The 25,071-nt window shown below is 67.0% G+C and carries 19 protein-coding genes; 18 read left to right on the top strand and 1 reads right to left on the bottom strand.

Features of this window, described 5'->3' with window-relative positions:
* The first annotated feature begins 73 nt into the window (after positions 1 to 73).
* The 4 genes from MJ606_RS04315 (at position 74) to MJ606_RS04300 (ending at position 3,861) form a co-directional block, all read left to right on the top strand.
* Positions 74 to 985: a LysR substrate-binding domain-containing protein gene (locus MJ606_RS04315; RefSeq protein WP_243048164.1), complete on the top strand. Its 912-nt coding sequence runs from the start codon at positions 74 to 76 to the stop codon at positions 983 to 985.
* A gap of 138 nt (positions 986 to 1,123) precedes the next feature.
* Positions 1,124 to 2,236, top strand: a complete 1,113-nt coding sequence (locus tag MJ606_RS04310; protein ID WP_243048163.1) for an S-(hydroxymethyl)glutathione dehydrogenase/class III alcohol dehydrogenase — start codon at positions 1,124 to 1,126, stop codon at positions 2,234 to 2,236.
* Between the two features lie 166 nt (positions 2,237 to 2,402).
* Positions 2,403 to 3,281, top strand: coding sequence for a methyltransferase (locus MJ606_RS04305; protein ID WP_243048162.1), 879 nt, complete (start codon positions 2,403 to 2,405; stop codon positions 3,279 to 3,281).
* Positions 3,282 to 3,324: 43 nt separating this feature from the next.
* Entirely contained in the window at positions 3,325 to 3,861 is a 537-nt protein-coding gene (locus MJ606_RS04300) for a pseudouridine synthase (protein WP_243048161.1), read from the top strand.
* Between the two features lie 52 nt (positions 3,862 to 3,913).
* On the opposite strand, the gene MJ606_RS04295 is transcribed toward MJ606_RS04300, so the two are convergent.
* Complete coding sequence (locus MJ606_RS04295) at positions 3,914 to 4,714, bottom strand: TatD family hydrolase (RefSeq protein ID WP_243048160.1); 801 nt, start codon at positions 4,712 to 4,714, stop codon at positions 3,914 to 3,916.
* Positions 4,715 to 5,127: 413 nt separating this feature from the next.
* Between MJ606_RS04295 and MJ606_RS04290 the strand changes: the two genes are divergently transcribed.
* The 14 genes from MJ606_RS04290 (at position 5,128) to hrpB (ending at position 24,926) form a co-directional block, all read left to right on the top strand.
* Positions 5,128 to 7,113, top strand: a complete 1,986-nt coding sequence (locus MJ606_RS04290; protein WP_243048159.1) for a S8 family serine peptidase — start codon at positions 5,128 to 5,130, stop codon at positions 7,111 to 7,113.
* A 294-nt stretch (positions 7,114 to 7,407) separates the two neighbouring features.
* Positions 7,408 to 11,235, top strand: coding sequence for an ESPR-type extended signal peptide-containing protein (locus tag MJ606_RS04285; RefSeq protein WP_243048158.1), 3,828 nt, complete (start codon positions 7,408 to 7,410; stop codon positions 11,233 to 11,235).
* Positions 11,236 to 11,533: 298 nt separating this feature from the next.
* Entirely contained in the window at positions 11,534 to 13,267 is a 1,734-nt protein-coding gene (gene gspE / locus MJ606_RS04280) for a type II secretion system ATPase GspE (RefSeq protein ID WP_243048157.1), read from the top strand.
* Positions 13,267 to 14,484, top strand: coding sequence for a type II secretion system inner membrane protein GspF (gspF, locus tag MJ606_RS04275; protein WP_243048156.1), 1,218 nt, complete (start codon positions 13,267 to 13,269; stop codon positions 14,482 to 14,484). The genes gspE and gspF overlap by 1 nt, the downstream gene beginning before the upstream one ends.
* A gap of 34 nt (positions 14,485 to 14,518) precedes the next feature.
* Positions 14,519 to 14,944, top strand: coding sequence for a type II secretion system major pseudopilin GspG (gspG, locus tag MJ606_RS04270; protein ID WP_279236615.1), 426 nt, complete (start codon positions 14,519 to 14,521; stop codon positions 14,942 to 14,944).
* 169 nt (positions 14,945 to 15,113) lie between these two features.
* Positions 15,114 to 15,533, top strand: a complete 420-nt coding sequence (locus MJ606_RS04265; RefSeq protein WP_243048155.1) for a GspH/FimT family pseudopilin — start codon at positions 15,114 to 15,116, stop codon at positions 15,531 to 15,533.
* A complete protein-coding gene (locus MJ606_RS04260) occupies positions 15,530 to 15,931 on the top strand; it encodes a prepilin-type N-terminal cleavage/methylation domain-containing protein (protein ID WP_243048154.1) in 402 nt (133 codons plus the stop codon). The genes MJ606_RS04265 and MJ606_RS04260 overlap by 4 nt, the downstream gene beginning before the upstream one ends.
* On the top strand, positions 15,928 to 16,602 hold the full coding sequence (locus tag MJ606_RS04255; RefSeq protein ID WP_243048153.1) for a prepilin-type N-terminal cleavage/methylation domain-containing protein: 675 nt from the start codon (positions 15,928 to 15,930) through the stop codon (positions 16,600 to 16,602). Before MJ606_RS04260 ends, MJ606_RS04255 begins: the two co-directional genes overlap by 4 nt.
* On the top strand, positions 16,599 to 17,462 hold the full coding sequence (locus MJ606_RS04250) for a type II secretion system protein GspK (protein ID WP_243048152.1): 864 nt from the start codon (positions 16,599 to 16,601) through the stop codon (positions 17,460 to 17,462). The genes MJ606_RS04255 and MJ606_RS04250 overlap by 4 nt, the downstream gene beginning before the upstream one ends.
* Entirely contained in the window at positions 17,459 to 18,625 is a 1,167-nt protein-coding gene (locus MJ606_RS04245; RefSeq protein WP_243048151.1) for a PilN domain-containing protein, read from the top strand. Before MJ606_RS04250 ends, MJ606_RS04245 begins: the two co-directional genes overlap by 4 nt.
* Positions 18,622 to 19,242, top strand: coding sequence for a type II secretion system protein GspM (gspM, locus tag MJ606_RS04240; protein WP_243048150.1), 621 nt, complete (start codon positions 18,622 to 18,624; stop codon positions 19,240 to 19,242). Before MJ606_RS04245 ends, gspM begins: the two co-directional genes overlap by 4 nt.
* Positions 19,239 to 19,946 (top strand): general secretion pathway protein GspN, encoded by a 708-nt coding sequence (locus MJ606_RS04235; RefSeq protein WP_243048149.1) that lies wholly within the window; start codon positions 19,239 to 19,241, stop codon positions 19,944 to 19,946. The genes gspM and MJ606_RS04235 overlap by 4 nt, the downstream gene beginning before the upstream one ends.
* Positions 19,947 to 19,949: 3 nt before the next feature.
* Positions 19,950 to 22,319: a type II secretion system secretin GspD gene (gene gspD / locus MJ606_RS04230; RefSeq protein WP_243048148.1), complete on the top strand. Its 2,370-nt coding sequence runs from the start codon at positions 19,950 to 19,952 to the stop codon at positions 22,317 to 22,319.
* Positions 22,320 to 22,397: 78 nt separating this feature from the next.
* Positions 22,398 to 24,926, top strand: a complete 2,529-nt coding sequence (gene hrpB / locus MJ606_RS04225; RefSeq protein ID WP_243048585.1) for an ATP-dependent helicase HrpB — start codon at positions 22,398 to 22,400, stop codon at positions 24,924 to 24,926.
* Positions 24,927 to 25,071 lie beyond the last annotated feature (145 nt).

The following is a 25,071-nucleotide window of genomic DNA, read 5'->3' as shown; positions in this document are numbered from 1 at the left end:
TGCGCTCAACATAGGCCGCTCGCATACCGCCAAAAAGCGATATATTCGCAAGCCAGCCTTGAGGAATTTTCAAATGGCACGCATCTCGCTGGATCTCCTCCAACAGTTCGTGCAGGTGGCCCGGCTGGGTAATCTCTCGCGTGCCGCCGAGCAGGCCAACCTCACCGTCAGCGCGTTGAGCCATCAGGTCCGCCAGCTGGAACAGCGGCTGGAACGCAAGCTGTTCGACCGTGGTCCGCGCGGCGTGCAGCTCACCGCGGATGGACGCCGCTTGATGGAGGCGCTGGGGCATCACTTCGATGGCATCGATCGCGCCATGGCCGGCTACCGCTGCCGTCGCGAAGAGGCGCTGACCTTGAGCGCCATCCCCGGCGTGATGTCGAGCTGGCTGGTGCCGCGCCTGGCGCGCCTGGTGGCGGCACATCCGGAGCTGGAGCTCAACCTGCAGTCGAGCGTGCAGCTGGTCAACTTCGAGCGCGATCCGGTGGATGCCGCCGTGCGCTATGGCCGTGGCCCCTGGCCGGGTCTGGTCACCGAGTGGCTGTTCGGTGAATGGATCGCGCCGGTGGTGGCGCCAGCCTTGCTGGAGCGCATGGGCGATGCCGACCCCACCGACCTCGGCCAATGGCCGCTGCTGGGCGACCCGGGCGATCGCTGGCGCGATTGGTTCGCCGCTGCCGGCGGTCAGCCGCCACGTCGCTATGTGGCGCAATTCGACAACACCGATGCGCTGCAGCGTGGCGCCCTTGAAGGCATGGGCGTGGCGCTCGGGCGCATGGTGATGGCGCGGCCGTTGATCGAAGCCGGCCTGCTGAAGGTGCTGGGCGACCGTTATCAGCAGATTCCCGAAGCCTATTTCCTGGTGTATCCGGAGCATGCACGGGATCACGCGGGGCTACGCATCTTCCGCGACTGGCTGCTGTGCGAGGCGGGAAAATACGCCGAGGCGATGTCACTGACCGCGGGCACCTATGTCTCCCTGTAGGAGCGCACCCTGTGCGCGACCGCGACGTTACGGTGTCGCCATGGCGCCGGTTTGTCGCGCACAGGATGCGCTCCTACAAAAATCATCGCCCGCAGGTCATCATTGCCGGCCGCACCAATCCGTTGTCAGGAGTCCATCATGAAGTCGCGCGCCGCCGTCGCCTGGGAAGCAGGCAAACCCCTCTCCATCGAACAGGTCGACGTGGCCGCACCCAAGGCAGGCGAAGTGCTGGTGCGCATCGTAGCCACGGGCGTGTGCCATACCGATGCCTTCACGCTGTCGGGTGCCGATCCGGAAGGCCTGTTCCCGGTGATCCTGGGCCATGAAGGCGGCGGCGTGGTGGAGGAAGTGGGCGAGGGCGTCACCTCGCTGAAGGTCGGCGACCACGTGATTCCGCTGTACACGCCCGAATGCGGCGAGTGCAAGTTCTGTCTCTCCGGCAAGACCAACCTGTGCCAGAAGATCCGCGTGACCCAGGGCAAGGGCCTGATGCCCGACGGCACCTCGCGCTTCTCGTTCAACGGCAAGCCGCTGCTGCACTACATGGGCACCAGCACGTTCAGCGAGTACACCGTGCTGCCGGAAATCTCGCTGGCCAAGATCAACAAGGCCGCGCCGCTGGAAAAGGTGTGCCTGCTCGGCTGCGGCATCACCACCGGCATCGGCGCGGTGCTCAACACCGCCAAGGTGGAGCCGGGCGCCAGCGTGGCGGTGTTCGGCCTGGGCGGCATCGGTTTGTCCGTGGTGCAGGGCGCGGTGATGGCCAAGGCCGGCCGCATCGTGGTGGTGGACACCAACCCCGACAAGTTCGAGATGGCCAAGGCGCTGGGCGCCACCGACTTCGTCAATCCCAGGGATTATCCGGGTACGCCGGTCCAGCAGGTCATCGTCGACCTTACCGATGGCGGCGTGGATTACTCGTTCGAATGCATCGGCAACGTGCAGGTGATGCGCTCGGCGCTGGAGTGCTGCCACAAGGGCTGGGGCGAATCGATCATCATCGGCGTGGCCGGCGCGGGGCAGGAAATCAGCACGCGTCCGTTCCAGCTGGTGACCGGGCGCGTGTGGCGCGGCTCGGCCTTCGGCGGCGTCAAGGGCCGCTCGCAGCTGCCCGGCTACGTGGATCGCTATATGGCCGGCGAGATCAAGATCGACGAGATGATCACCGAGGTGCTGCCGCTGGAGCGCATCAACGAAGCCTTCGAGCTGATGCACGAGGGCAAGGTGATCCGTTCGGTGATCCACTACTGAGCGTGCCTGCGGCCGAACAGCCTGGCGACAGCCGGGTGGACTATCTTCTCTGGCCGACTGGTATTTGCCAGGCCGTGCCGTCCACCATCCGTATACGGGGTGGACGGCAAGCTGCCCGCCAGCGGCCGTGGGTTGCCGTTTTGTTTGTTTCCATAAGGGGTTGTCGATGAAAAGCCGTGTGATCCTGGGGCTGGCAGCCGTGCTGCTGGCGGCCTGTAGCGGGACCTCGGGCCAGGCCAACGCGCAGGCGCAGGATCAGCCTGCGGGCGAACTGGTGCCACCCACCAGCGCCAGCGACTTCACCGCCTCCCAGCTCGACCAGGTGCTGGCGGGCAGCTGGCGCTCGCCGCAGAACCAGGCGCGCGACGTTTACCGCCATCCCAAGGCGACCCTGCAGTTCTTCGGTATCCGGCCGGACCTCACGGTGATCGAAATCACCCCCGGCGGCGGCTGGTACAGCGAGATCCTCGCGCCGCTGCTGCGCGACAACGGCCATTACGTCGCCGCCGTGGTCAAGCCCTCCGGCGATGGCGAGGCCAGCCGCGAGCTTTCCGGCCTGCGCACGAAGTTCGCGGCGGATGCCGAGCATTACGGCAAGGCGCAGATCCTGGAATTCGACCCGAAGGCACCCGTGTTCGGCGCGCCCGGCTCGGCCGACCTGGTGCTGACCTTCCGCAACGTGCACAACTGGGTGATGGCCGATACCGCGCCGGCGATGTTCAAGGCGTTCTATGCCGCGTTGCGTCCCGGTGGCGTGCTTGGCGTGGTGGATCATCGCGCCGCCGACAGCGCCAGCCTCGATGCGATCAAGAGCAGCGGCTACCTGCCTACCGGCTATGTGGTGAAGCTGGCCACCGATGCCGGTTTCAAGCTCGAGGAAAAGAGCGAGATCAACGCCAACCCGAAGGACACCAAGGATTACCCCAAGGGTGTCTGGACGCTGCCACCGACGCTGACGCTGGGCGACCAGGACAAGGCCAAGTACCTGGCCATCGGCGAATCCGATCGCATGACGCTGCGCTTCGTGAAGCCGGCCACGCCGTAAGCCAGGGCGATCGCGCGCCGTGGTGGCGCGCGATCCTAACGCGATGCTGATTGCCCTCAACAAGCCCTACGGCGTGCTCTGCCAGTTCAGTGGCGACGATGGTCGTCCGACGCTGGCGGCCTTCGTCAAACAGAAAGACGTCTATCCGGCCGGCCGACTCGATCACGACAGCGAAGGCCTGCTGCTGCTCACCGATGACGGCCGCCTCGCGCACAAGCTCACCGACCCGCAGCACAAGCAACCCAAGACCTATCTGGTGCAGGTTGACGGCCAGGTCACCGACGACGCCATCGCGGCGCTGCGTCGCGGCGTGACGCTCAACGATGGTCCGACGCTGCCGGCCGGCGCGGAACACGCCGCCGAACCCGAATGGCTGTGGCCGCGCGACCCACCCGTGCGTTTTCGCAAGCTCATTCCCACCAGCTGGCTGCGCATCACGCTGCGCGAGGGCCGTAACCGGCAAGTGCGACGCATGACGGCGGCGGTGGGGTTCCCCACGCTACGCCTGATCCGCGAGCGGATCGGTCCGTATGCGTTGGATGGGCTGGCGCCCGGCCAGACGCGAGTGCTTACTCTCTAGACGCAGCGCGCAGTGCTCCCCCCCCTGCCTGCAGGGGAGGGCTGGGATGGGGCTAGCCACCCAGCGCCGGCAACCCGAAGAACGCTTCCGCCGTCGCCGTGCTATGGGTCGCCGTCACTTCCGCCGGCTCGCCGCGATCACGCGCGATTTCCTCGCAGATATGCCGCAGGTACATCGGCTCATTGCGCCGGTGCGCCGGTTGCGGGCGCACGGTGCGCGGCAGCAGGTAGGGCGCATCGGTTTCGATCATCAGGCGATTGGCGGGAATCTCCTTCACCAGTTCGCGCAGGTGCGTGCCGCGCCGCTCGTCGCAGATCCAGCCGGTGATGCCGATATGGCAATCCAGCGCAAGGTAATCGCGCAGCGCCTCGCCGGTGTCGGTAAAGCAGTGCACCACCGCACCAGGAATCTTGTCGCGATAACGGCGCAGCAGCACGACGAAATCGTGATGCGCATCGCGCTGGTGCAGGAACAGCGGCTTCTGCACGTCCACCGCGATCTGCAGCTGGCGCTCGAACACGGCCAGCTGCACCTCGCGCGGTGAGTAGTTGCGGTTGTAGTCCAGCCCCGTCTCGCCCACGGCGCGCACTTCCGGATGCGTGGCCAGTTCGCGCAACAGCGCATCGGTGGCATCGTCGTAATCGATCGCGTGGTGCGGATGCACGCCCGCGGTCGCGTAGAGCACACCGGGATGGGCTTGCGCCAGCGCAAGGGCATGCGTGCTGCCCTCGCGCGAGGCGCCGGTGACCATCAGCCGCACCACGCCATGATCCTTCGCCCGCTGCAATACGGCATCGAAGTCATGGTGGAACGACTCGTGGGTGAGGTTGGCGCCGATATCGAACAGCTGCATGGGCATGACGGGCAGTGAGGGTCACTCATTGTCCCAGACCCGTGGGGCACGGCAATACCTTACGCAGAGGGTGACGATGCGTGACACAACACCGAGAAAATCCGTAGGTCAAAGACATTGGTGGTCGCAGAAACTTGCTGGTAGCGTCTGTGGCCTGCCATGGCTTGGCGTAGTTGCTTGATGTTGTGACGAAGGCAGCGTCACGACGCAATGGGGAATGCGGACACCAATAGTTTCAGCGGCTGATGCACCGCTTGCTCAAGCTTTCCAGCATCGCCTGGCGCCTTCCTGAGCTGCACGCCGGGACGGCGCACGAACACTTCATTCGCCGGATCACACCCACCAGGCCGCCCGCCGGGCAGATCTGCGCTGCGTGCTGCCGGTCCACGTTGTCGCGAGGGAGGAGGAATGACATGCAGACACAACGAACGATAAGGATCTTGGGCCTGGGCTTCGCGGGACTGCTGTTCGCAGGAGGCGGTGGCGGGCTGGTTGCTGCGCAGACGGTATCGGGTGGTGCCGTGGCCACGGCGAATTTCAATGCGAGTTCATTGAAGGCGGACGGCAGCTATGACCGCTTTATCGTGCGCTATCGCGACGGCACCGCCGAACAGTCCAACGCAGCGGTCGCGGCGCAGAACATCAGCGCAGCCGTGGCACGTTCTGGCATGCTGTCCATCAAGACGCCCAGCGTGAGCTACAAGCGCAAGCTGGCGACCGGCTCGCACCTGTTCACCACCTCGCGCAAATTGAGCCAGGCGGAGGCGATTGACTTCATGCAGTCAATCGCCGCCGATCCGGCGGTGGCCTATGTGGCGCCCGATGTGATGCGCCAGGCGGTGCGCGACATCCAGGCGGCCTTGCCGGCCGCGTTCGTACCGAACGACCCCAACTACGCGAAGTATCAAACCGATTACCTGCCCGCCGATGGCACGCTCACGCCCGCCAATGGCGTGGCCAACTGGGGCGGCGCCAATATCAGCGGCGCCTGGAGCCTAGCCGATGGCACAGGCGTGGTCATCGCGGTACTGGATACCGGCATCGTCAAGCATGCCGACATCAATACTTCGCTGGGCGATGCGGGTTATGACTTCATCAGCGATGCACTGGTCTCCGGCCGAAGCACCGACGATCGTGCGACGGGTGGTTGGGACCTGGGTGACTGGACCACCGGCAACGCTTATTTGGTTTCGAAGGGCGGCTGTGTGGATAGCAGCCATCCGGCGCAGGCCAGCTCCTGGCACGGTACGCATGTGGCCAGTGCCAGTGGTGCCGAATTGACCAACAACGGCATGGGCATGGCAGGCATGGCCTATGGCGCCAAAATACTGCCGGTGCGTGTACTGGGCCACTGCGGCGGCTACGACAGCGACATCAACGATGCCATTGTGTGGGCGGCCGGCGGCCATGTGGACGGGGTACCGGACAATCCGAATCCTGCCAAGGTGATCAACCTCAGCCTGGGTGGCGGCGGTGCATGCCCGGCCACGGACGATGCCGCGCTGGCGATCGCCAAGGCGAATGCCCTGGGTGCGGCGGTAGTGGTAGCGGCGGGCAATTCGAGCGACAACGTGGCCAATTATTCGCCGGCCAGTTGCCCGGGCGCCATCACGGTGGCGTCCCTGGGCATAAGCAGCAAACTTGCGTTCTATTCAAACTACAACGCATCCGGCGGAAACATCATTGCCTTGGGTGCCTTCGGTGGCGGCGTCTATGTGAATGACGCGTCGTCCGGCACGCGGTTGAATCCGGAAGGCTACGCCTGGCAGGCCATCAACACCGGTACCACGACGCCGGTTGCCAGCCCGGGCGGCGATACCTACGGAGGTTTTCCGGGCACTTCGCAAGCCACGCCGCATGTCACCGCGGCAGTCGCCTTGATGCAGTCGGCGCGTCTCGCGGCTCAGTTGCCTCTGCTGACCCCAGCTCAGGCAAAGAACATCCTGCAAAGCACGGCCCGCGTGCCGCATGTCGCGCCGGTGGCAACCGCGACCTTTGGTGCAGGTGTGCTCGATGCGGGCGCGGCGGTGGCTGCGGCTGTGGCCAGCGAGCCGTCGCCCCCGCCGGTGGATACCAGCATTCCGCTCAGCAACGGCGTGCAGCTGACGGGCCAGTCGGGTGCCACGGGTGCCAGCACGGTCTACAAGTTGAACGTACCGGCCGGAGCGCTTGCTCTGACCCTGCGTACGTTGGGCGGCACGGGCAATGTGTCGCTTTACGTCAAGGTGGGGTCACCGGGCAGTGCCACGAATTACGACTATAAGTCGGTGAATCCCGGTAATGCCGAATCGGTAGCCATCGCGCGTCCGGTAGCGGCGACCTACTACATCACCGTCGTGGGTGAGGCGGGCTATAGCGGCGTCACCGTGTTGGGCAACTACACCGTGCCGAAATCATAGAAGCCGTATGGCAAGGGGGCGCCGCCTTGATCAAGCGGCGTCCGTTGGAATAACGCCATTCGCATGGCGTAGCGGATCACAAGAGGGATGAAGTCGTTGCGGCCGCTGCGCCGCGATGCGGGTTCGTGCGTGCCATTCGCCACGTTTTTTGCCGGAGCGGGCAACGGCGTGTGGCCACGCGATGCACGCGCGAACAGAAGTACGCCGGATGACCGGCGCCATCCACGTTATTCGGCGCATGCACCAGCCATGGCGTATGCGCCGGGACAAGCATATTGGGGAGTGTCCTGAGCCATGAACAAGATCTATAGCAAAGTGTGGAACAAGTCGCTGGGCCAGCTCGTCATCGCTTCCGAACTGGCGAGGATGGCCGGCAAGGCAGGTGCGTCGCGCTGCGTGCGCATCGCCGTGATATCCGCTGGCGCCTTGATGGCAACGAGCGGCATGTCTGCCATGGCGGCGGATGTCGCGGTCGAAAAGCAGGCGCTGGCGGAAGCTCCGGCACGTGTTGTTCATCGACTCGATAGGCAGGGAAGCGGCATCGCTGCACCAAGCGATGCCGCAATGGCCAGTCACCTGTTCGCCGCTGCCGGCCAGACGGACGGCAGCGAAGATGCGTTGGCGCTGGGCCAGCATTCGGTAGCGGCGGGCGCCAACAGCTTTGCGGTGGGTGACAACAGTGCGGCCTATGGCGCGGGTTCGTACGCGTCCGGCATCGGCAGTGTAGCCATGGGCGCGGGCAGTGGGGCTTGGGGCCAAGGCTCGATGGCATTGGGGCAAGGCACCAACGCGCTGGGGCTGTATGGCTTGGCGCTGGGTTACGGCAGCGTGGCCAATAGCGACAACAGCGTGGCGCTGGGTGCGGGATCGGTTGCCGATCGGGCCAATGCGGTCTCGGTGGGCGCCGCCGGCAGCGAGCGGCAGATCACCAACGTGGCGGCCGGCAACGTCAACAGCACCAGCACCGATGCGGTGAACGGCGCGCAGCTGGACAGCACGAACCAGCAACTGGCGCAGTTGGGCAACAGCACCGCGGTCGCCAGCCATCTGTTTGCCGCCGACGGCCGGACAGACGGTAGCGAGGACGCGTTGGCCTTGGGCGAACACGCGGTGGCGGCGGGTGCGAACAGTTTTGCGATAGGCGCCAACAGTGCGGCCTATGGCGCGGGCGCGGATGCGGAAGGCGCCAATAGCGTGGCGCTGGGCGCGGGCAGCTTTGCGCTGGGCCAGGGCTCGGCAGCGCTGGGCCAAGGCGCCAGCGCGCTGGGAGAGTACGGCACCGCCAGCGGCTATAGTTCCCTCGCCGTGGGCGATGACGCCTCGGCCTACGGCCACAACGCCAATGCCGCGAGTGTGGCCTCCACTGCGGTGGGTGCCTTCAGTCAAGCTTTGGGTGCGAGCACCTCGAGCTTCGGCGCGGGGGCACGAGCCATCGGCGCTTATGGCGTCGCGCTTGGCTACAACTCGCGAGCTCAAGGCAACGATAGTTTGGCCGTCGGCCATGGCAGCATGGCTTTGGGCAGCAACAGCGTCGCCGTCGGCGCCGCACTGCCGCTGGGCGGCATCTTTTTTTCCTCCACCTCGGCGACCGGCGATTACGCCACGGCGCTGGGCGGCGCTGCTCAGGCAATCGGTGATTACAGCACCGCACTGGGCCATTTCGCCCAGGTCTGGAGCGCCAACAGCGTGGCGCTCGGCGCGGCCTCGGTCGCCGATCGCGACAACAGCGTTTCCGTCGGCGACGTCGGCAGCGAACGGCAGATCACCAACGTGGCGGCGGGCACGGCGTCTACCGATGCCGTGAACAAGGCGCAGCTGGATGCGGTTGTTCAGGGCGCCGCAGACGCTACGCACTACCTCGCGGCGGATGGCGCAAGGGATGGCAGCGACGACGCGCTGGCCTTGGGCGAACACTCAGTGGCGGCGGGTGCCAACAGTTTCGCGGTAGGCGCCAACAGTGCGGCCTATGGCGCGGGCGCGGATGCGGAAGGCGCCAATAGCGTGGCGCTGGGCGCGGGCAGCTTTGCGCTGGGTCAGGGTTCGGCGGCGCTGGGCCATGGCGCCTATGCGGGGGGACAGTATGGCGTGGCACTGGGCTATGGCAGCCTTGCCGGCAGCGACAACAGCGTGGCGCTGGGTGCGAACAGCCAGGCCTATAACGGGGGTATTGCCCTTGGTTACAACAGCATCAACAACGCCGCCGCCGGCGTCGCCATCGGCAATGGTAGCCAGGCCAACGGCGCGTACAGCGTGGTGATGGGGCCAGGCAGCGAGTCCAACGGTATCTTCGGCACCGCCGTAGGCGCTTTCTCGGCCGCCGATGCCTGGCAAGCGAGCGCGTTCGGTGCGGGCAGCTACGCCTCTTCGTGGGCAAGCACGGCACTGGGTTCGGGCGCCACGGCCAATGGCGTTTATGCCACCACGGTGGGTACGGGTAGTTATGCCGAGGATGCTGGCACGGCGGTAGGCGCCAATACCAACGCTTCGATGGCCGGCACGGCGGTCGGTGAAAGCGCCGGCGCCATGGGCGTCAATAGCGCCGCTTTCGGCCAGCATGCCCTGGCTGGCCAGGACGCCAACTCCATTACCCGTGGCGACTACACCACCGCGATCGGTTCGGAAGCATGGGCGACCGAGGATGGAGCCACCGTGGTGGGCTACAACAGCTACGCGCAGGCGGTGAACGCCAGCGTGCTGGGCAGCAATGCCTGGACCACCAAGGACGCCACCAACAGCGTGGCGCTCGGTGCCGGCTCGCTGGCCGATCGTGCCAATACGGTATCGGTGGGCGCGGCGGCTGCTTGGACGGACGCCGCGGGCGAAGTGCATCCGGCCATCAACCGACAGATCACCAACGTGGCGGCCGGCACCGAAGCCACCGATGCGGTGAACGTGCAGCAGTTGCAGGCGGCGCTCGGTGGCGTCAACACCGCCCTGGATGGTGCGGTGATGTATGACACCGCCGACAAGCAGCGCATCACCCTGGCCGGCAACGGCGGCACCATCATCAGCCATGTCGCCACCAGCGGCGTCACCACCGATGCGGCCAACGTCGGCCAGCTGCAGGGGATACTGAGCCTGCTGGGCGGCGGCACGGCGATGACCAGCGGTGGAGATATCACGGGCCCTTCGTTCTGGACGCAGGGCGCCAGCTACTACAACGTGGGCGATGCGCTGGGCGCGCTGGATGGTGCCCTGCGCAACGCCTTCGCGGGCCTTGCCGTGGTGCAGCAGCAGGTGAATGCACTGAATGGCGCGTGGAACTCCAACGGCCTGGGCGATCGCGCGGTCGCCGACGGTACCGCCGCAGCCTCGGTGGTCAGCGGTAGCAAAGGCGTGGCCGTGGGTCATGGCGCGTCAGCCGGTGGCAGCTATGGCACGGCGATCGGCGGTGATGCCTATGCGGCTGGCGCCAACGACACGGCCATCGGCGGCAACGCCCAGGTGCATGCGGACGGCAGCGTCGCGGTGGGCGCTAACACCAGCATCGGGGCGGCGGGTACCAATGCGGTGGCGGTGGGCGAGAGTGCATCGGTAACCGCCGCCTCGGGCACTGCGCTGGGCCAGGGCGCGCAGGTAACGGCCGCGAACGCCGTGGCGCTGGGCCAGGGCTCGGTGGCCGATCGCGCCAACACGGTATCGGTGGGGACGGCCGCCGCGCCGCGCCAGATCACCAACGTGGCGGCGGGCACCCAGGTATCGGACGCGGCGAACTTCGGCCAGGTGCAGGAAGCGCTCGCTACGGCCAAAACCTATGCTGATGCCGGCGACCAGCGCACTTTGCAGCAAGCTAACGCGTACACCGACGGCAAGCTGGGTAGTTTCGCCAGCAGCAGTGACCTCAACGCCCTGCGTGACCAGGTCAACGATCAATTCAACACCGTGAACCGCCGGGTCAATCGTGTCGGTGCGATGGGAGCGGCGATGGCGCAGATGTCCTTCAGTACGCAAGGCATCAATACCGCCAACCGGCTCGGCGTGGGCGTGGGTGGCTACCGCGACCAGCAGGCCCTTTCAGTGGGCTATGCGCGTCAGGTGGGTACCAACACCAATGTGACGTTCGGCGCGGCGATCAGCGGCGGGGAGAGCTCCGGTGGCGTGGGTGTGGGCGTGGGTTGGTAAACCCTCCCCCGCGTTGGGTGGAGAACCGGCGCCTGCGGGCGCCGGTTCTATTTCAGACGGCGACTTCTTGCGAATGCATGTCGCCCTGGTGAAACCGGGCACGGCAAGCTAACCGTCATTCTGCATGGCTACCCTCCAGGGCGGGCTGAACCTGGCGATTTGTCCGTGGTCCACACTAGTGAGCCAACGTGAGAAACCGTGCTCGCGCAGCAGCCAACGGGTGTGTTAACAATGCACCTTCATGCCGTTGGGGGACGGCATGCGCATAGCCATGAGAACCAGGAAGCGGGGTGAATGCATGTCGGCAGTCGCTAGGCCGGCGGCCAACGAGGAGGGACGGGCGATGGACAGCCAGGAAACGGCGGTCTGTGCGCTGCTGGTCTCCCGTGGGCGGCTGAAGGACACGGATTTCGCGCGCGCGCGCAGGCTCCACGAGGAATCCCCGGACGGCACGCTGACCGCGCTGATGGCGCGGCTCGGGCTGGTTTCCGAGCGCGACCTGGCCGAAGCCTGGGCCGAGTTGCTGCAAACGCCGCTGTTGTCGGCCCGCGATGCCCCCGAGCTGCCGCCGGCCGAGCTGGATGTGTCCAGCCGCTTCCTCAAGCAGCAGCACGTGGTGCCGGTGCGGGTGGGCGAGGACGGGCTGGCGTTGGTGGTGGCCGATCCGGCGGATACCTATCCGCAGCAGGCGATTCAGCTGGCCGCCGGGCGCCCGGTGGCGCTGCGCATCGGCCTGCGCTCGGAAATCGACGACCTGATCGAACGTTATTACGGCAGCGGCCGTTCCGCGATGGGCACCATCGTGGAGAACCTCGACGGCAGCGCCGCGGTGGAAGACGACGTGGAGCACCTGCGCGACCTCGCCTCCGAGGCGCCGGTGATCCGCCTGGTCAACCTGATCCTGCAGCGCGCGGTGGAACAGCGCGCGTCCGACGTGCATATCGAGCCGTTCGAGAACCGCCTGAAGGTGCGCTATCGCATCGATGGCGTGCTGCACGAAGTGGAAGCGCCGCCGTCCAGTTCCACCGCGGCGGTGATCTCGCGCGTGAAGATCATGGCCAAGCTCAATATCGCCGAGCGCCGCCTGCCGCAGGACGGGCGCATTCAGCTGCGGGTGCAGGGCAAGGAGCTGGACCTGCGCGTGTCCACCGTGCCCACCAGCTTCGGCGAATCGGTGGTGATGCGTATCCTCGACCGCGAGTCGGTGGTGTTCGATTTCGCCTCGCTGGGCTTCACCGACAACTTCCAGCAGCGCTTCATCGACGTGCTGGAACGGCCGCACGGCATTCTGCTGGTCACCGGCCCGACGGGTTCGGGCAAAACCACCACGCTGTACACGGCGCTGTCGAAGATCAACACGCCGGACGTGAAGATCATCACCGTCGAAGACCCGGTCGAGTACCAGATCGAAGGCATCAACCAGATCCAGGTGAAGCCGCAGATCGGCCTGGATTTCGCCGGCGCGCTGCGTTCCATCGTGCGCCAGGATCCGGACGTGATCATGATCGGCGAAATGCGCGACCTGGAAACCTGCCGCATCGCCATCCAGTCCGCGCTCACCGGCCATCTGGTGCTGTCCACGCTGCATACCAACAGCGCGGCCGGCGGCATCACGCGCCTGCTCGACATGGGCGTGGAGGATTACCTGCTCGGCTCCACCGTCAACGGCATCCTGGCGCAGCGACTGGTGCGGCGGCTCGATCCGGAAACGGCGACGCCCTACGAGGCGCTGCCGGAAGTGATCGAGCAGTTCGAGCTGCACAAGTACACCGACGAGCGCCCCATCCGCTTGTGGAAACCCGGCAGCAGCGCCGCCAATCCCACCGGTTATCGGGGCCGCCGCGCCATCATGGAATTCCTGGTGATGACCGATCCCCTGCGCCGCCTGGTGATGCAGCGCGCCGATGCCGGCGAGATCGAGCGGCTGGCGCGCAGCGAGGGCATGCGCACGATGTACGAGGATGGTATCGCCAAGGCGGTGGCGGGCATTACCACCCTTGAGGAGGTCCTGCGCGTAACGCAGGAGGGCTGATGTCGCAGTTCCGCTACCGCGCCGTCAGCGCTGCCGGCGAAATACTGCAGGGTCAGATGGAAGCCGCCAGCGTCGAGGAGGTGGTCAGCCGCCTGCAGGACCAGGGCCATACGCCGCTCGATGCACAGGCCGCCGGCGCCGAGGGCGGCGGCAGTGGCCTGGCCGCGTGGTTCCGTCGTGGCCCGTTTACCGGTGACCAGCTCGCGCAGTTCACCCACCAGTTGGCGACGCTGCTGGGCGCGGGCCAGCCGCTGGATCGCGCGCTGGGCATCCTGATGGACCTGCCCGAAGGCCTCACCGCGAAGAAACTGATCGAGCGCGTGCGTGATCGCGTGCGCGGCGGCACGCCGTTGTCGCAGGCGCTGGACGACGAGCACGGCATCTTTCCCAAGCTCTACGTCAGCCTGGTGCGCGCGGGCGAGGCGGGCGGTTCGCTGGAAGACACCTTGCGTCGCCTGGCCGAATATCTCGAACGCTCGCAACAACTGCGCGGCAGCATCGTCAATGCGCTGATCTATCCGGCGTTCCTGATGGTGGGCGTGCTCGGTTCGCTGTTGCTGCTGCTGGCTTACGTGGTGCCGCAATTCGTGCCCATCTTCGAAGACATGCAGGTACCCATCCCGTGGATCACCCAGGCCGTGCTGGCGGTGGGTGGCACGCTGCAGGCGTGGTGGTGGTTGCTGCTGATCTTGCTGGTGATGGGCGTGGTGATCGCGCGTTCGCGCTTGCGCGACCCGGCCACGCAACTGGCCTGGCATGCGCGGCTGCTGACCATGCGCGTGGTCGGCCCGTTGCTGCTGAAGGTGCAGACCGCGCGCATCGCGCGCACGTTGGGCACGCTGCTGAAGAATGGCGTGCCGTTGTTGTCCTCATTGAGCATCGCGCGCCAGGTCACCGCCAATCGCGCGCTCGACCAGGCGCTGGAGCAGGCCACCGAACAAGTCAAAGGCGGTGCCGGGCTCAGCCTCGCGCTGGCGCAGTCGCAACGTTTTCCGCGGCTGGCCCTGCAGATGGTGCAGGTGGGCGAAGAGGCCGGCCAGCTCGACACCATGCTGCTCAAGGTGGCCGACACCTTCGAGCTGGAGAGCCGTCGCGCCATCGATCGCCTGCTGGCCGCACTGGTGCCGGCGCTCACCATCGTGATGACCGTGCTGGTGGCGATCATCATGGCGGCGATCCTGCTGCCCCTGCTCAGTCTTACCAGCAATATCCAATAACCGCCGCCCTTATCGAATGATCACGAGGCTCCCCATGCGACAAAGCAACATCCGCCGTCTCCGCTCCAACCGTGGTTTCACCTTGCTGGAAATGCTGGCGGTGATCGTACTGATCGGCATCATCGGCGCGGTGGTGGTGACGCAGGTCGGCAAGAACGTCGACAAGGGCAAGTACGGTGCCGGCAAGGCCCAGCTCACCACGCTCAGCCAGAAGATCGAGAACTACGCGCTGGACAACGGCACGCCGCCGCAGCAACTGCAGGACCTGCTGGTGAAACCAGCCAACGCGCGCAACTGGCAGGGCCCGTATGCGAAAGAGTCCGAACTGCACGATCCGTGGGGCCACGACTTTGGCTACAAGTACCCCGGTGATCACGGTAACTTCGACCTGATCTTCTATGGCCAGGACGGCAAGCCCGGCGGCGATGGCTATAGCGCCGACGTGGGCAACTGGCAGTAGTCCAGCGATGTTGCCTACGCCGCTACGCGTGCCCCCTGAACTCCTCCCCCTGCAAGCAGGGGGAGGTTGGGAGGGGGTGTGGGCGAGCGGCAAAGAGCGCCCCCTCCCCAACCCTCCCCTGCAGGCAGGGGAGGGGAGAAAGGCGCAGCGGGGCTTTACCCTGCTGGAAATGCTGGCGGTGATCCTGCTGATCGGCGTTGCCGCCGCCGCCGTGGCCGTATCGGTGACACAAGGCCTGGCCAGCGCGCGCGTGGCTGCCGCCAGCGGTGAGCTGGCCGCGGCCCTGCGCGCCACGCGTACCCAGGCCATCGTGCACGGCAACGAACACACCTTCGAGGTGGACACGCGCGGCAACACCTATCGGGCCGATGGTGGTGCGCCGGTGCGGCTGCCCTCGGGCATGCGCATCGGCATCACCAGCGCCAAGGAAGACCAGGTCGACGCGACCACTGGGCGCATCCGCTTTTTCCCGGACGGCAGTTCCACCGGGGGACATATCACGCTGCAGCGCGAGCGCCGGCAGTGGCAGGTCAATGTGTCGTGGCTGACGGGCGCGGTCAGCGTGGTTGAAGTGGGTGAGCATCGATGACCTCACGGCAGCGCGGTTTCAGCTTGCTGGAAGTCATTGCGGCGATGCTGCTGCTGGCCATTGCCTTTGCCGCGCTGATGAAAGTGGCCGGTGGCTCGATCGCACTTACCCGCAATGCCGACGATCACAGCCAGGCGGCGCTGTGGGCGCGCAGCCTGCTCGATACGGTGGATATCACCACGCCACTGCATTCCGGCAGCAGCGAGGGGCGCTTCGACGATCGCTACCGCTGGCACCTGGTGGTGACGCCGTGGAGTCCGGGTCAAGCCGACGCGAATGCGCCCATCCAAATGGTGAAGCTGGATCTGGATGTGTTCTGGGGCAGTCGCCTGCGCGAGCATTCCGCGCACTTCAGCACACTGCGCATGCTGAGGACGCCAGGGGCGCAGGGTTCATGAGGCCTTCGCGCAGCCATGGCTTTACCCTGCTCGAAGTGCTGGGCGCACTCGCGCTGCTGGCCTTGTTGCTGGTGGGGGTCTATTCGGGCGTGCGCACGGCTATCCACGCGGTGCGTTCGGGCGAGGCCGCCATCGGACGCATGGACGAAGTGCGTTCGGCGCAGCAATTCTTGCGCACCGAACTGGCGCAGGCCCGGGCGGTGCCGATGTCGCGTACCGACAAGGGCGATCCGATCTATTTCACCGGCGATGCGCACGAGATGCGCTTCGTGGCGCCGTTGCCCGGCTATCTGGGCAAGCTGGGACCCCAGCTGCAGCAATTGAAGCTGGTATCCAACGGCAAGGGCACCTCGCGGCTGGAGGCCAGCTTTGCGCTGATGCCGCCCGATGGCAGCGCACCGCACGCCTTGGGCGACCCGGAGGTGCTGGTCGATGGCATTCGCGATGGCAGCTTCAGCTATCGCGCGCCGGACACGCAGGAGAAACCCGGCGACTGGAGCGACAAGTGGGATGCCACCCGCGTGATGCCGCGCATCGTGCGCATCGCACTGACGCTCGACGGCAACAGCGCATGGCCGCAACTGGATGCGCCGCTGCGGGTGGACCCCTCCGCCATGCAGGGCCAGGCGACGGACCTGCTGCAGGGCCTGCAGCGCAGGAACACGCCATGAGCCGGTTCCGCCCCCATGGCCAACGTGGCGTCGCCTTGCTGGTGGTGCTGTGGGCCTGCACGTTGCTGGCGATTCTGCTGGGTGGCTACGCCATGCTGGCGCGCACCGAAGGCCTGCAGGCGCGTTACCAGTTTGCCCAGACGCAGGCGCATTACGCGGCCGAGGCCGGGGTGATGCGGGCGATCTACGGCCTGCAGGATCCGCAGCCGCCGCAACGCTGGCTGCCCGATGGGCGGGTGTATCCGTTCGCTTTCGATGGCGCCAAGGTCAACGTGAGCATCATCGACGAAAGCGGCAAGGTGGATCTCAACGCGGCCTCGCCGGATGTGTTGCAGAATCTTTTCCGTGCCGCCGGCATGCCCGACGCCAAGGCGCAGGATCTGGCGAAGAACGTAGTGGACTGGCGCAATTTCGCCATCGCGCCCCCCGGCACCGTGCCCAATGCGGCGTATGCGCAGGCCGGGCTCGACTACGGTCCCAGGCATGGCCCGTTTGCGTCGGTCGAAGAGTTGCAGATGGTGCTGGGCATGGACCCGGCGGTGTATCGCGCGGTGGCGTCGCAAGTCACGCTGTGGTCGGGTCGGCAAAGCCCCAACCCCGCCACCGCGCCGCCGTTGGCGCTGGCCGCGGTTCCCGGCATGACGCCGCAACAGGCGCAGGCGGTGGTCGCCGCGCGGCAGGCCGGTCAGCCGCAGCCGGGCCTAGCCGTGCCCCAGGGAGTAACGCATAGTATTCGTTCGGAGGCTACGCTGGCCGACGGCACGCGCGCGATCCTGCGCGCGACGGTGCGCCTGCAGGGACTCCGTCCCGGCGCACCGCCGTTTGCCGTATTGCGTTGGCAGGAGGGTGACGGGGAATGAGTTCCGCAACGCAGCCGCTGCGGCCGCAGCTCGATCGTGCACGCCGTGCCTGGCGCGGTTCGCCGTTGCCGCGCTTCCTGGCGTGGTGGGGTGGCGAACTGGCCGCGCTGCTGCCGACGCGCTGGCGCACGATGTTTGCCGGTGGCCTGGCCTGGCATCTGCTGGAGCGTTCCGGCGACGACTGGCAGGTACGCCGCGCGGGCCACGCCGAAGTGCTGGCGCGCTGGAGCAGCCAGCTCGATCCGACGGCGCAGCAGGTGGCGCTGACCGATGCGCTGCGCGGCGTCGACAGCGAGGATCTGCGCGTGGCGTTGTGTCTCGATCCGGCCGATGTGCTGCGCCCGCGCCTGAGCCTGCCGCTGGCGGCACGCGACAACCTGCAGCAGATCGGTGCCTTCGAGATGGATCGGCAGACACCCTTCCGCGTCGAGCAGGTGCGCTACGACGTGCGTGAATTGCGTGCGCCGGCCCCGGCGGGCCGTTTCGCCGCGGAGCTGGTGGTGGTGCCGCGCGCCACGCTCGATCCATTGCTGGCCAGGCTGGCCGCGTCCGGCCTGCAGGTGGATGCGGTGGACGTGGCCGCCGGTGCCGATCGCGTGGGTGCCAACCTGCTGCCGGCCGAACTGGCGCCGCGCCGCCCGCATCCGCGCCAGCGTCTCAACCTGATATTGGGCGCGGTGGCCATCGTGCTGATCGTGCTGGCGCTGCTGCAGTTCCTGCACAACCGCGAAAGCGCGCTGGAACAGATGCGCAGCGAGGTGGAGGGCATGCGCACCGAAGCGCAGCAGGTATCGGGCCTGCGCCAGCAGTTGCAGGACAACGCCGGTGCCGCCGGTTTCCTGGCGGAGCGCAAGGCGCGCACGGTATCCGCGCTGGCCGTGCTGCAGGACATCAGCCAGCGCCTGCCCACCAGCGCGTGGCTGGAGCGCCTGAGCATCGACAACAGCGGCCAGGTGGGTTTCCAGGGACAGAGCCCACAGGCGGCACGCCTGGTCGATGCCTTGAAGGGTTCGCCGGTCATCACCGACGCCAACTTCCAGGGCACCATCCAGGCCGATCCATCGACCGGCAAGGAACGTTTCTACATGGTCGCCCAGCTGCGCAAGCCCGCCGAGAGCAAGCCCAAGGCACCGCCGCCGGCCGGCAACGGAGGCACGCCATGAAGCTGGCTGCCCTCAAGCCGCGCGAGAGCCGCATCGCCGCCATCCTGTTGCTGCTGGTGGTCATCGTGATCGGTTATTTCGTGCTGCTGCACTGGTGGTTCGTGGCGCCGCTGCAGGCCATCCGCGCCGAGATGGATGACCTGCGCGACACACACGCGCGCTTCGCCGCCGCCATCGCGGAAAAACCGCAGCTGCAGCAGCGCATCGCTGCGATGGGTGCGGGGCAGGCGGCCAGCCATGCGTTCCTGCCCGAGGACGATCCCAATGCCGCCGCCGCCGGCCTGATGCAGCGCGTGGTCGATACCGTGGCGGCGCATCCCCAGGGCGGCGCCTGCGATGTGACGCAGAAGATGCCGGTGACCAACCCGCCCGCTGCGCCCGATGAGCCTTACCGCAAGGTGGCCGTGAGCATCAGCCTGCGCTGCGATGTGCAGCCGCTGGCCGAGACCCTGCACGATCTGGAACAGGGCGTGCCGTATCTGTTCGTGGACGACCTGAGCATTTATCGCAACCCGGTGGCGGCGCTGCAGCAGGTCGCCGCGCCACTGGAAGTGCAGCTCACCTTGTCCGGTTATGTGCACCAGCCGCGTGGCGACGCACAGGGAGGTGCGCCATGAACGCCGCCGCGCAGCGACGCCTGACACCGGTGCTCGGTGGCGTGGCCGCCGTGGCCGGCCTGGTGCTGTTGCTGCTGTTCGCCGGCGTGGGGCGCGGCGTGCAATGGGGCGCACCGCGCCCGGTGCCGCCGCTGCCCGAAGCGCACGCCCAGGGCATGCCTCAGCCGGTGCCGCTGGCGCAGTTCGCGGCGGTGTGGCAGCAACCGCTGTTCAACCCCGATCGCAAGCCGAGCCTGCGTGCCGCCAGCGGTGGCGCCAGCCTTGGCGACATGCAGCTCACCGGCATCATCCTCACGCCCGCGCTGCACATGGCGTTGCTGCACGACAAGGGCGGCGATCGCGAAGTGCGCGTGCGCGAGGGCGACGCCTTGCCCGATGGCAGCTGGCGGCTGGCCGAACTCAAGCCGCGGGCGGCGGTGTTCGAGTCCGCCGGTGGCCGCACCCAGCTGGAGCTGCCCGCCGGCGCGCCCATCGACATGCCCAAGGCGGCAACCAACGGCACCGCGCAGGTATCCACGCCGGTGCCTACGCCGGTACCCGCCGCCTTGCCGCCGGGCGCCATGCAGGTCACCAACACCACGGCACTGCCCGCGCCAGCCACGGGCGCCGTCGAGCCGCAGTCCGATCGTATCCGCCAATTGAAAGAAGCCATCCAGAAGCGTCGCGCCCAGCAATCGGCCGCGCCCTCCGAAGGAGCACACTGATTTATGTCCACCCAGCGCACCTCGCGGGTCCACCGCATCGGCACGCTTACCCTGGCTCTGTGGCTGGCGGGATGCCAGACGTTGCCCACACCGCACGATGACGGCGCACTGCAGCGCGAAGCCATGGCCGGTACCGAAAAACCGGTGCCGGCGCCGTTGCCGCTCAATACCGGCAACAGCGCGGACCAGAACACCGCCGTGCATCCCGAGTTGAGCACCGGCAGCGGCCAGTTCGTGCATGCCACCGGGCTGGCGCAACCGCGCAACGCGGCCGCGGGCGATGGTGCCGTCACCTTCAATTTCGAAAACCAGCCGGTGCAGGCGGTGGTCAAGGCGATCCTTGGCGACCTGCTCAAGCAGAACTACACCATCGTGCCGGGCGTGCAGGGCAACGTGTCGTTCTCCACCTCCGAACCGGTGGACAGCAGCCAGGCGATTCCGATTCTCGAAACGCTGCTGTCGTGGACCAACAACGCGCTGGTGCAGCACGATGGCCGCTACGTGGTGATGCCGGCCAAGGATGCGGTGGCCGGCAACCTGGTGCCCAGCCTCAACGCGGTGGCGCCGCAGGCGGGCCTGCAGGCGCGGCTGTTTCCGCTGCGCTACATCTCGGCCAACGAGATGCAGAAGCTGATCAAGCCGTTCGCGCGCGCCGATTCGGTGCTGCTGGTGGATCCTTCGCGCAACCTCATCGTGCTGTCCGGTACGCCGTCGGAACTGGACAACTATCAGCGCACCGTACACACCTTCGACGTGGACTGGCTGCGCGGCATGTCGGTGGGTGTGTTCAGCATGCAACACGCCAACGTCAGCGAGTTGATGCCGCAGCTCGACCAGATGTTCGGCGCCAAGGGCGACACGCCGCTGGCGGGCATGCTGCGTTTCATCCCCATCGAGCGCACCAATGCGCTGGTGGTGATCAGCACGCAGCCGAACTACCTGCAGGAAGTGGGCGACTGGATCACCAAGATCGATCGCGGCGGCGGCAACGAGCCGGAGCTGTTCGTCTACGACGTGCGCAACATCAAGGCCTCCGACCTGGCCCAGTACCTGGCGCAGATCTACGCCAATGGCGCCAACGGCAACAATGGCGGCAAGGTCGGCCCCGGCCTCACCTCCGGCACGCTGGGAGCCAGCGACAACGCCAATGGTTCGGCCAGCGGCATGGGCAGCACCGCCGGCAGCTTCGGCAGCAGCACGACGGGCGGCCTCAATGGCAGCATCACCGGCACCGGCGGCGGTTTCGGCAGTGCCGGTGGCCTCAACACCAGCACCGGCACCAGCCAGAGCGGTACGGGCGGCGCGTTTGGCGGCACTGGTGGCGCATCCACCAGCGGCTCCGCCTTCGGCACCGGCAACGCGGGCGGCAGCAACAGCGGTGCGGGGCAGCAGTACAGCTCCCAGGACGGCAGCATCCGCATCAGTTCGGTCGATTCCAACAATCAGTTGATGGTGCGTGCGCGTCCGTCGCAATGGCAGGAGATCCAGCAGGCCATCAAGCAGCTCGACAATGTGCCGCTGCAGGTGCAGATCGAGATGCGCATCCTGGAAGTGGATCTCACTGGCGATCTGCAGTTTGGTGTGCAGTGGTACTTGCAAGGCTTGGCCAACAGCACGCCGAACGCCAATGGCATCGCCACCAGCATCTACCCCGGCGCGCACCGCCAGATCGCTCTCGGTTCGGGCGGTAACCAATATGGCGGCGAGCCGTTCTTCTATTCGTTCCTGAGCAGCAACGGCAAGTTCCAGGTGGCCATCCGCGCACTGGAAACCAACGGCAATACCAAGACCTTGTCGGCACCGTCGCTGGTGGTGCTCAACAACCAGGTGGCGCATATCCAGGTGGGCGACCAGATACCGGTCAACCAGACCTCGATCGTTACCGGCCTGGGGACGACCACCACGGCGGGGACGGCGAGCAGCGTGACCTACCTGCCGACCGGCGTGATTCTCGATGTGCAGCCGCGCGTGAATCCCGGTGGACTGGTCTACCTCAACGTGCAGCAGCAGGTAAGCAACACATCGGGCAACCCCAACTCGCAGGGCAACTACACCATCCAGCAACGCGCGGTGGGTACGCAGATCGCGGTGCAAAGCGGCCAGACCGTGTTGCTGGGTGGCCTGATCCAGCAGAACGAACAGAACAACGATACCGGCATTCCCGGGCTCAATCGCATACCGATCTTGGGTCGCCTGTTTGGCACGATGGATCACAGCCGCAGCCGTACCGAGCTGATCGTGCTGATCACCCCGCGCGTGATCACCAGCAGCGAGGAGGCCAAGCAGGTCACCGACGAATACCAGCGCAAGTTCGAATCGCTGGCGCCGCTGCGCGCAAGCAGCGGGGCCACGACCACGCCCGCGCATCCCTGATGCCTTGCTCCCTCTCCCTCCGGGGAGAGGGATATGGTGCCTACAGGGTGCACGCACGCCGCGGCTATCATCTGCATGATGAGTACCCCGCTGTCCTTCCCCATCACGCCCCTGCTGCCCGAGATCTGCGCCTCGCTGGCAGTCCGCCCGCGCCTGGTGCTGGAAGCGCCGCCCGGCGCCGGCAAAACCACCCAGGTGCCGCTGGCCTTGCTCGGCCAGCCATGGCTCGGCGGCGGCAAGGTGCTGATGCTGGAACCACGCCGCATCGCCGCCCGCGCCGCCGCGCAGTTCATGGCCCGGCAGCTGGGCGAGGAGGTGGGGCAGACCGTCGGCTACCGCATCCGCTTCGAGTCGAAGGTGGGCGCCGCCACGCGCATCGAAGTGGTGACCGAGGGCATCCTTACGCGGCTGATCCAGGACGACCCCGAGCTCAGCGGCATCGGCGTCATCCTGTTCGACGAATTCCACGAGCGGCATCTCGCCGGTGATCTCGGCGCCGCGTTGGCGCTGGACGTGCAGGGCACTTTGCGGCCGGAGCTTCGCCTGTTGGTGATGTCGGCCACGCTCGACGGCGAGCGCATCGCGCAATGGCTGGACGCGCCGCGCATCAGCAGCCCGGGGCGCAGTTTTCCGGTGCGCGTGGAGTATCCGCCGGCTCGCGTGCAGGAGAGCGTGGAGCATCACCTCGCACGCATCGCCCGCCAGGCGCTGCAGGAAAATGAGGGCGATGTGCTGGCGTTCCTGCCGGGGCGCCGCGAGATTGCGCGGGTGCAGGCGGTGCTGGAAGAAAGCTTCTCCCAGCTGGCGAGGGGAGACGTCGAGGTCGTGGCGTTGCATGGCGAACTGTCGCTGGCCGAACAGCAAGCCGCGTTGAGTCCCGCCGAACCCGGCATGCGTCGCATCGTACTGGCCACCAACGTGGCCGAATCGAGCGTGACCCTGCCGGGCATCCGCGCCGTGGTCGACAGCGGCCTGGCGCGCGAGCCGCGCTTCGATCCCAACTCCGGCTTCACCCGGCTGGAAACGGTCAACATTTCCCAGGCCTCGGCCGACCAGCGCGCCGGCCGCGCCGGTCGCGTCGCCGAAGGCACCGCTTATCGGCTGTGGCCGCAAAGCAAGCGGCTCGACGCCTCGCGCACTGCGGAAATCGCGCAGGCCGAACTGTCCGGCCTCGCGCTGGAACTGGCGGCGTGGGGCATCACCGCGCACAGCGGCCATGACCTGCCATGGCTGGATGCCCCGCCGTCCGGCGCGCTGGCGCAAGCGCGCGAACTGCTGGCGCAACTCGGTGCACTGGGTGCCGATGGGCGCATCACCGCGCTTGGTCGCGACATGCTCGAACTCGGCGCCACGCCACGCCTCGGCGCCGCCGCGCTGCGTGCGGCGCCGGAGTGGCGCGCCCTGGTGGCCGACCTGCTGGCGCTGATGGAGGCACGCTCGCCATTGCGCGGCGAACAGGCGCGCAGCGATGACTTCCGTGCGCGCGTCCATGCCTTGCATGCATGGCGCGATCGCCGCACCGCGGGTGCGCGTGGCGGTGCCGATACGGGCGCCTTGGCGGCCATCGAGCAGGCCAGCAAGGGCTGGCGCCGCCGCCTCGATGTACGCAGCGCCGCCAGTGGCGTGCCCGACAGCCACGCCGTGGGCGATCTGCTGCTGCATGCGTTTCCCGATCGCGTGGCACGTCGCGACGACCATAATCCGCTGCGCTACACGCTCGCCAACGGCCGTGGCGCGCGCTTGCACGAGAACACGGCCTTGCACGGCGAGCCCTGGCTGGTCGCGCTCGATCTGCGCTTCGAAGCCCGCGACAGCCTGATCCTTGCCGCCGCGCCACTCGATCCGCGTGTGCTGGAACATGATTATCCCGCCCAGTTCCGGCGTGAGCGCGTGCTGCGCTGGAACGACGAGCGCAACGCCGTCGAAGCGTTCGAGGAACATCGCTTCGCCGCGATCGTGCTCGATCGCCGCAGCGTACCGGTGAACGCCGAGGACGCCTTGCCGGCCTTGCTCGCCGCCGTGCGCGCCAAGGGCATCGACGCGTTGCCGTGGAGCGACAACGCCCGTCGCCTGCGCGCGCGCATGCAGGCGCTGCGCGCGTGGATGCCCGAGCTGGGCCTGCCCGATGTTTCCGACGCGGCGCTGCTCGACACGCTGGAGGACTGGCTGGCGCCGTATCTCAACGGCAAGCGTCGCCTGGATGCACTGAGCGCGGAAGAACTCTCGCAGGCACTCGGCACGCTGTTCGACTACGAGCAACGCCGCCAGCTCGACGCCCAGGTGCCCGAAAGCCTCACCGTGCCCAGCGGCATGAGTCGCCGCCTCGAATACGCCCGGGACGAGCCGCCCGTGCTTGCGGTAAAGCTGCAGGAACTGTTCGGCCTGGCCGACACCCCCCGCGTCGCCAACGGCCGCATTCCCGTCACCCTGCACCTGCTCTCGCCCGCCGGCCGCCCCATCCAGGTCACCCAGGATCTGAAAGGTTTCTGGGAACGCACCTATCCGGAAGTGAAGAAGGAACTCAAGGGCCGCTACCCGCGCCACCCATGGCCCGACGATCCGTGGACCGCGGTACCCACGCATCGGGCCAAGCCGCGCGGTACCTGATTGCGTCGAGGCCTCCGGCACCGCACTGGAAACCCGAACCAACGCGTGTAGACTCCCCCGGGACCACTAGCGTCACCCGCCATGCCGCGCATGGATCGATCGATCCGGCGCACGACTGCCAGCAGAGCGTTCCCTCCACTGACGA

Origin of the sequence: Dyella sp. RRB7 (genome assembly GCF_022761115.1) — a bacterium.
Taxonomy (GTDB): domain Bacteria; phylum Pseudomonadota; class Gammaproteobacteria; order Xanthomonadales; family Rhodanobacteraceae; genus Dyella.
This window is presented reverse-complemented; position numbering and strand designations above follow the sequence as displayed.

Excerpts from the sequence above, each read along its gene's own strand:
- MJ606_RS04255 (WP_243048153.1), top strand. The coding sequence starts at position 15,928 with ATGAGGCCTTCGCGCAGCCATGGCTTTACCCTGCTCGAAGTGCTGGGC.
- MJ606_RS04300 (WP_243048161.1), top strand. The coding sequence starts at position 3,325 with ATGCTGATTGCCCTCAACAAGCCCTACGGCGTGCTCTGCCAGTTCAGT.
- MJ606_RS04295 (WP_243048160.1), bottom strand. The coding sequence starts at position 4,714 with ATGCAGCTGTTCGATATCGGCGCCAACCTCACCCACGAGTCGTTCCAC.
- MJ606_RS04315 (WP_243048164.1), top strand. The coding sequence starts at position 74 with ATGGCACGCATCTCGCTGGATCTCCTCCAACAGTTCGTGCAGGTGGCC.
- gspF (WP_243048156.1), top strand. The coding sequence starts at position 13,267 with ATGTCGCAGTTCCGCTACCGCGCCGTCAGCGCTGCCGGCGAAATACTG.
- MJ606_RS04245 (WP_243048151.1), top strand. The coding sequence starts at position 17,459 with ATGAGTTCCGCAACGCAGCCGCTGCGGCCGCAGCTCGATCGTGCACGC.
- gspM (WP_243048150.1), top strand. The coding sequence starts at position 18,622 with ATGAAGCTGGCTGCCCTCAAGCCGCGCGAGAGCCGCATCGCCGCCATC.
- MJ606_RS04310 (WP_243048163.1), top strand. The coding sequence starts at position 1,124 with ATGAAGTCGCGCGCCGCCGTCGCCTGGGAAGCAGGCAAACCCCTCTCC.
- MJ606_RS04290 (WP_243048159.1), top strand. The coding sequence starts at position 5,128 with ATGCAGACACAACGAACGATAAGGATCTTGGGCCTGGGCTTCGCGGGA.
- MJ606_RS04285 (WP_243048158.1), top strand. The coding sequence starts at position 7,408 with ATGAACAAGATCTATAGCAAAGTGTGGAACAAGTCGCTGGGCCAGCTC.
- gspG (WP_279236615.1), top strand. The coding sequence starts at position 14,519 with ATGCGACAAAGCAACATCCGCCGTCTCCGCTCCAACCGTGGTTTCACC.
- gspD (WP_243048148.1), top strand. The coding sequence starts at position 19,950 with ATGTCCACCCAGCGCACCTCGCGGGTCCACCGCATCGGCACGCTTACC.
- MJ606_RS04265 (WP_243048155.1), top strand. The coding sequence starts at position 15,114 with ATGCTGGCGGTGATCCTGCTGATCGGCGTTGCCGCCGCCGCCGTGGCC.
- MJ606_RS04260 (WP_243048154.1), top strand. The coding sequence starts at position 15,530 with ATGACCTCACGGCAGCGCGGTTTCAGCTTGCTGGAAGTCATTGCGGCG.
- MJ606_RS04305 (WP_243048162.1), top strand. The coding sequence starts at position 2,403 with ATGAAAAGCCGTGTGATCCTGGGGCTGGCAGCCGTGCTGCTGGCGGCC.
- MJ606_RS04235 (WP_243048149.1), top strand. The coding sequence starts at position 19,239 with ATGAACGCCGCCGCGCAGCGACGCCTGACACCGGTGCTCGGTGGCGTG.
- gspE (WP_243048157.1), top strand. The coding sequence starts at position 11,534 with ATGTCGGCAGTCGCTAGGCCGGCGGCCAACGAGGAGGGACGGGCGATG.
- hrpB (WP_243048585.1), top strand. The coding sequence starts at position 22,398 with ATGAGTACCCCGCTGTCCTTCCCCATCACGCCCCTGCTGCCCGAGATC.
- MJ606_RS04250 (WP_243048152.1), top strand. The coding sequence starts at position 16,599 with ATGAGCCGGTTCCGCCCCCATGGCCAACGTGGCGTCGCCTTGCTGGTG.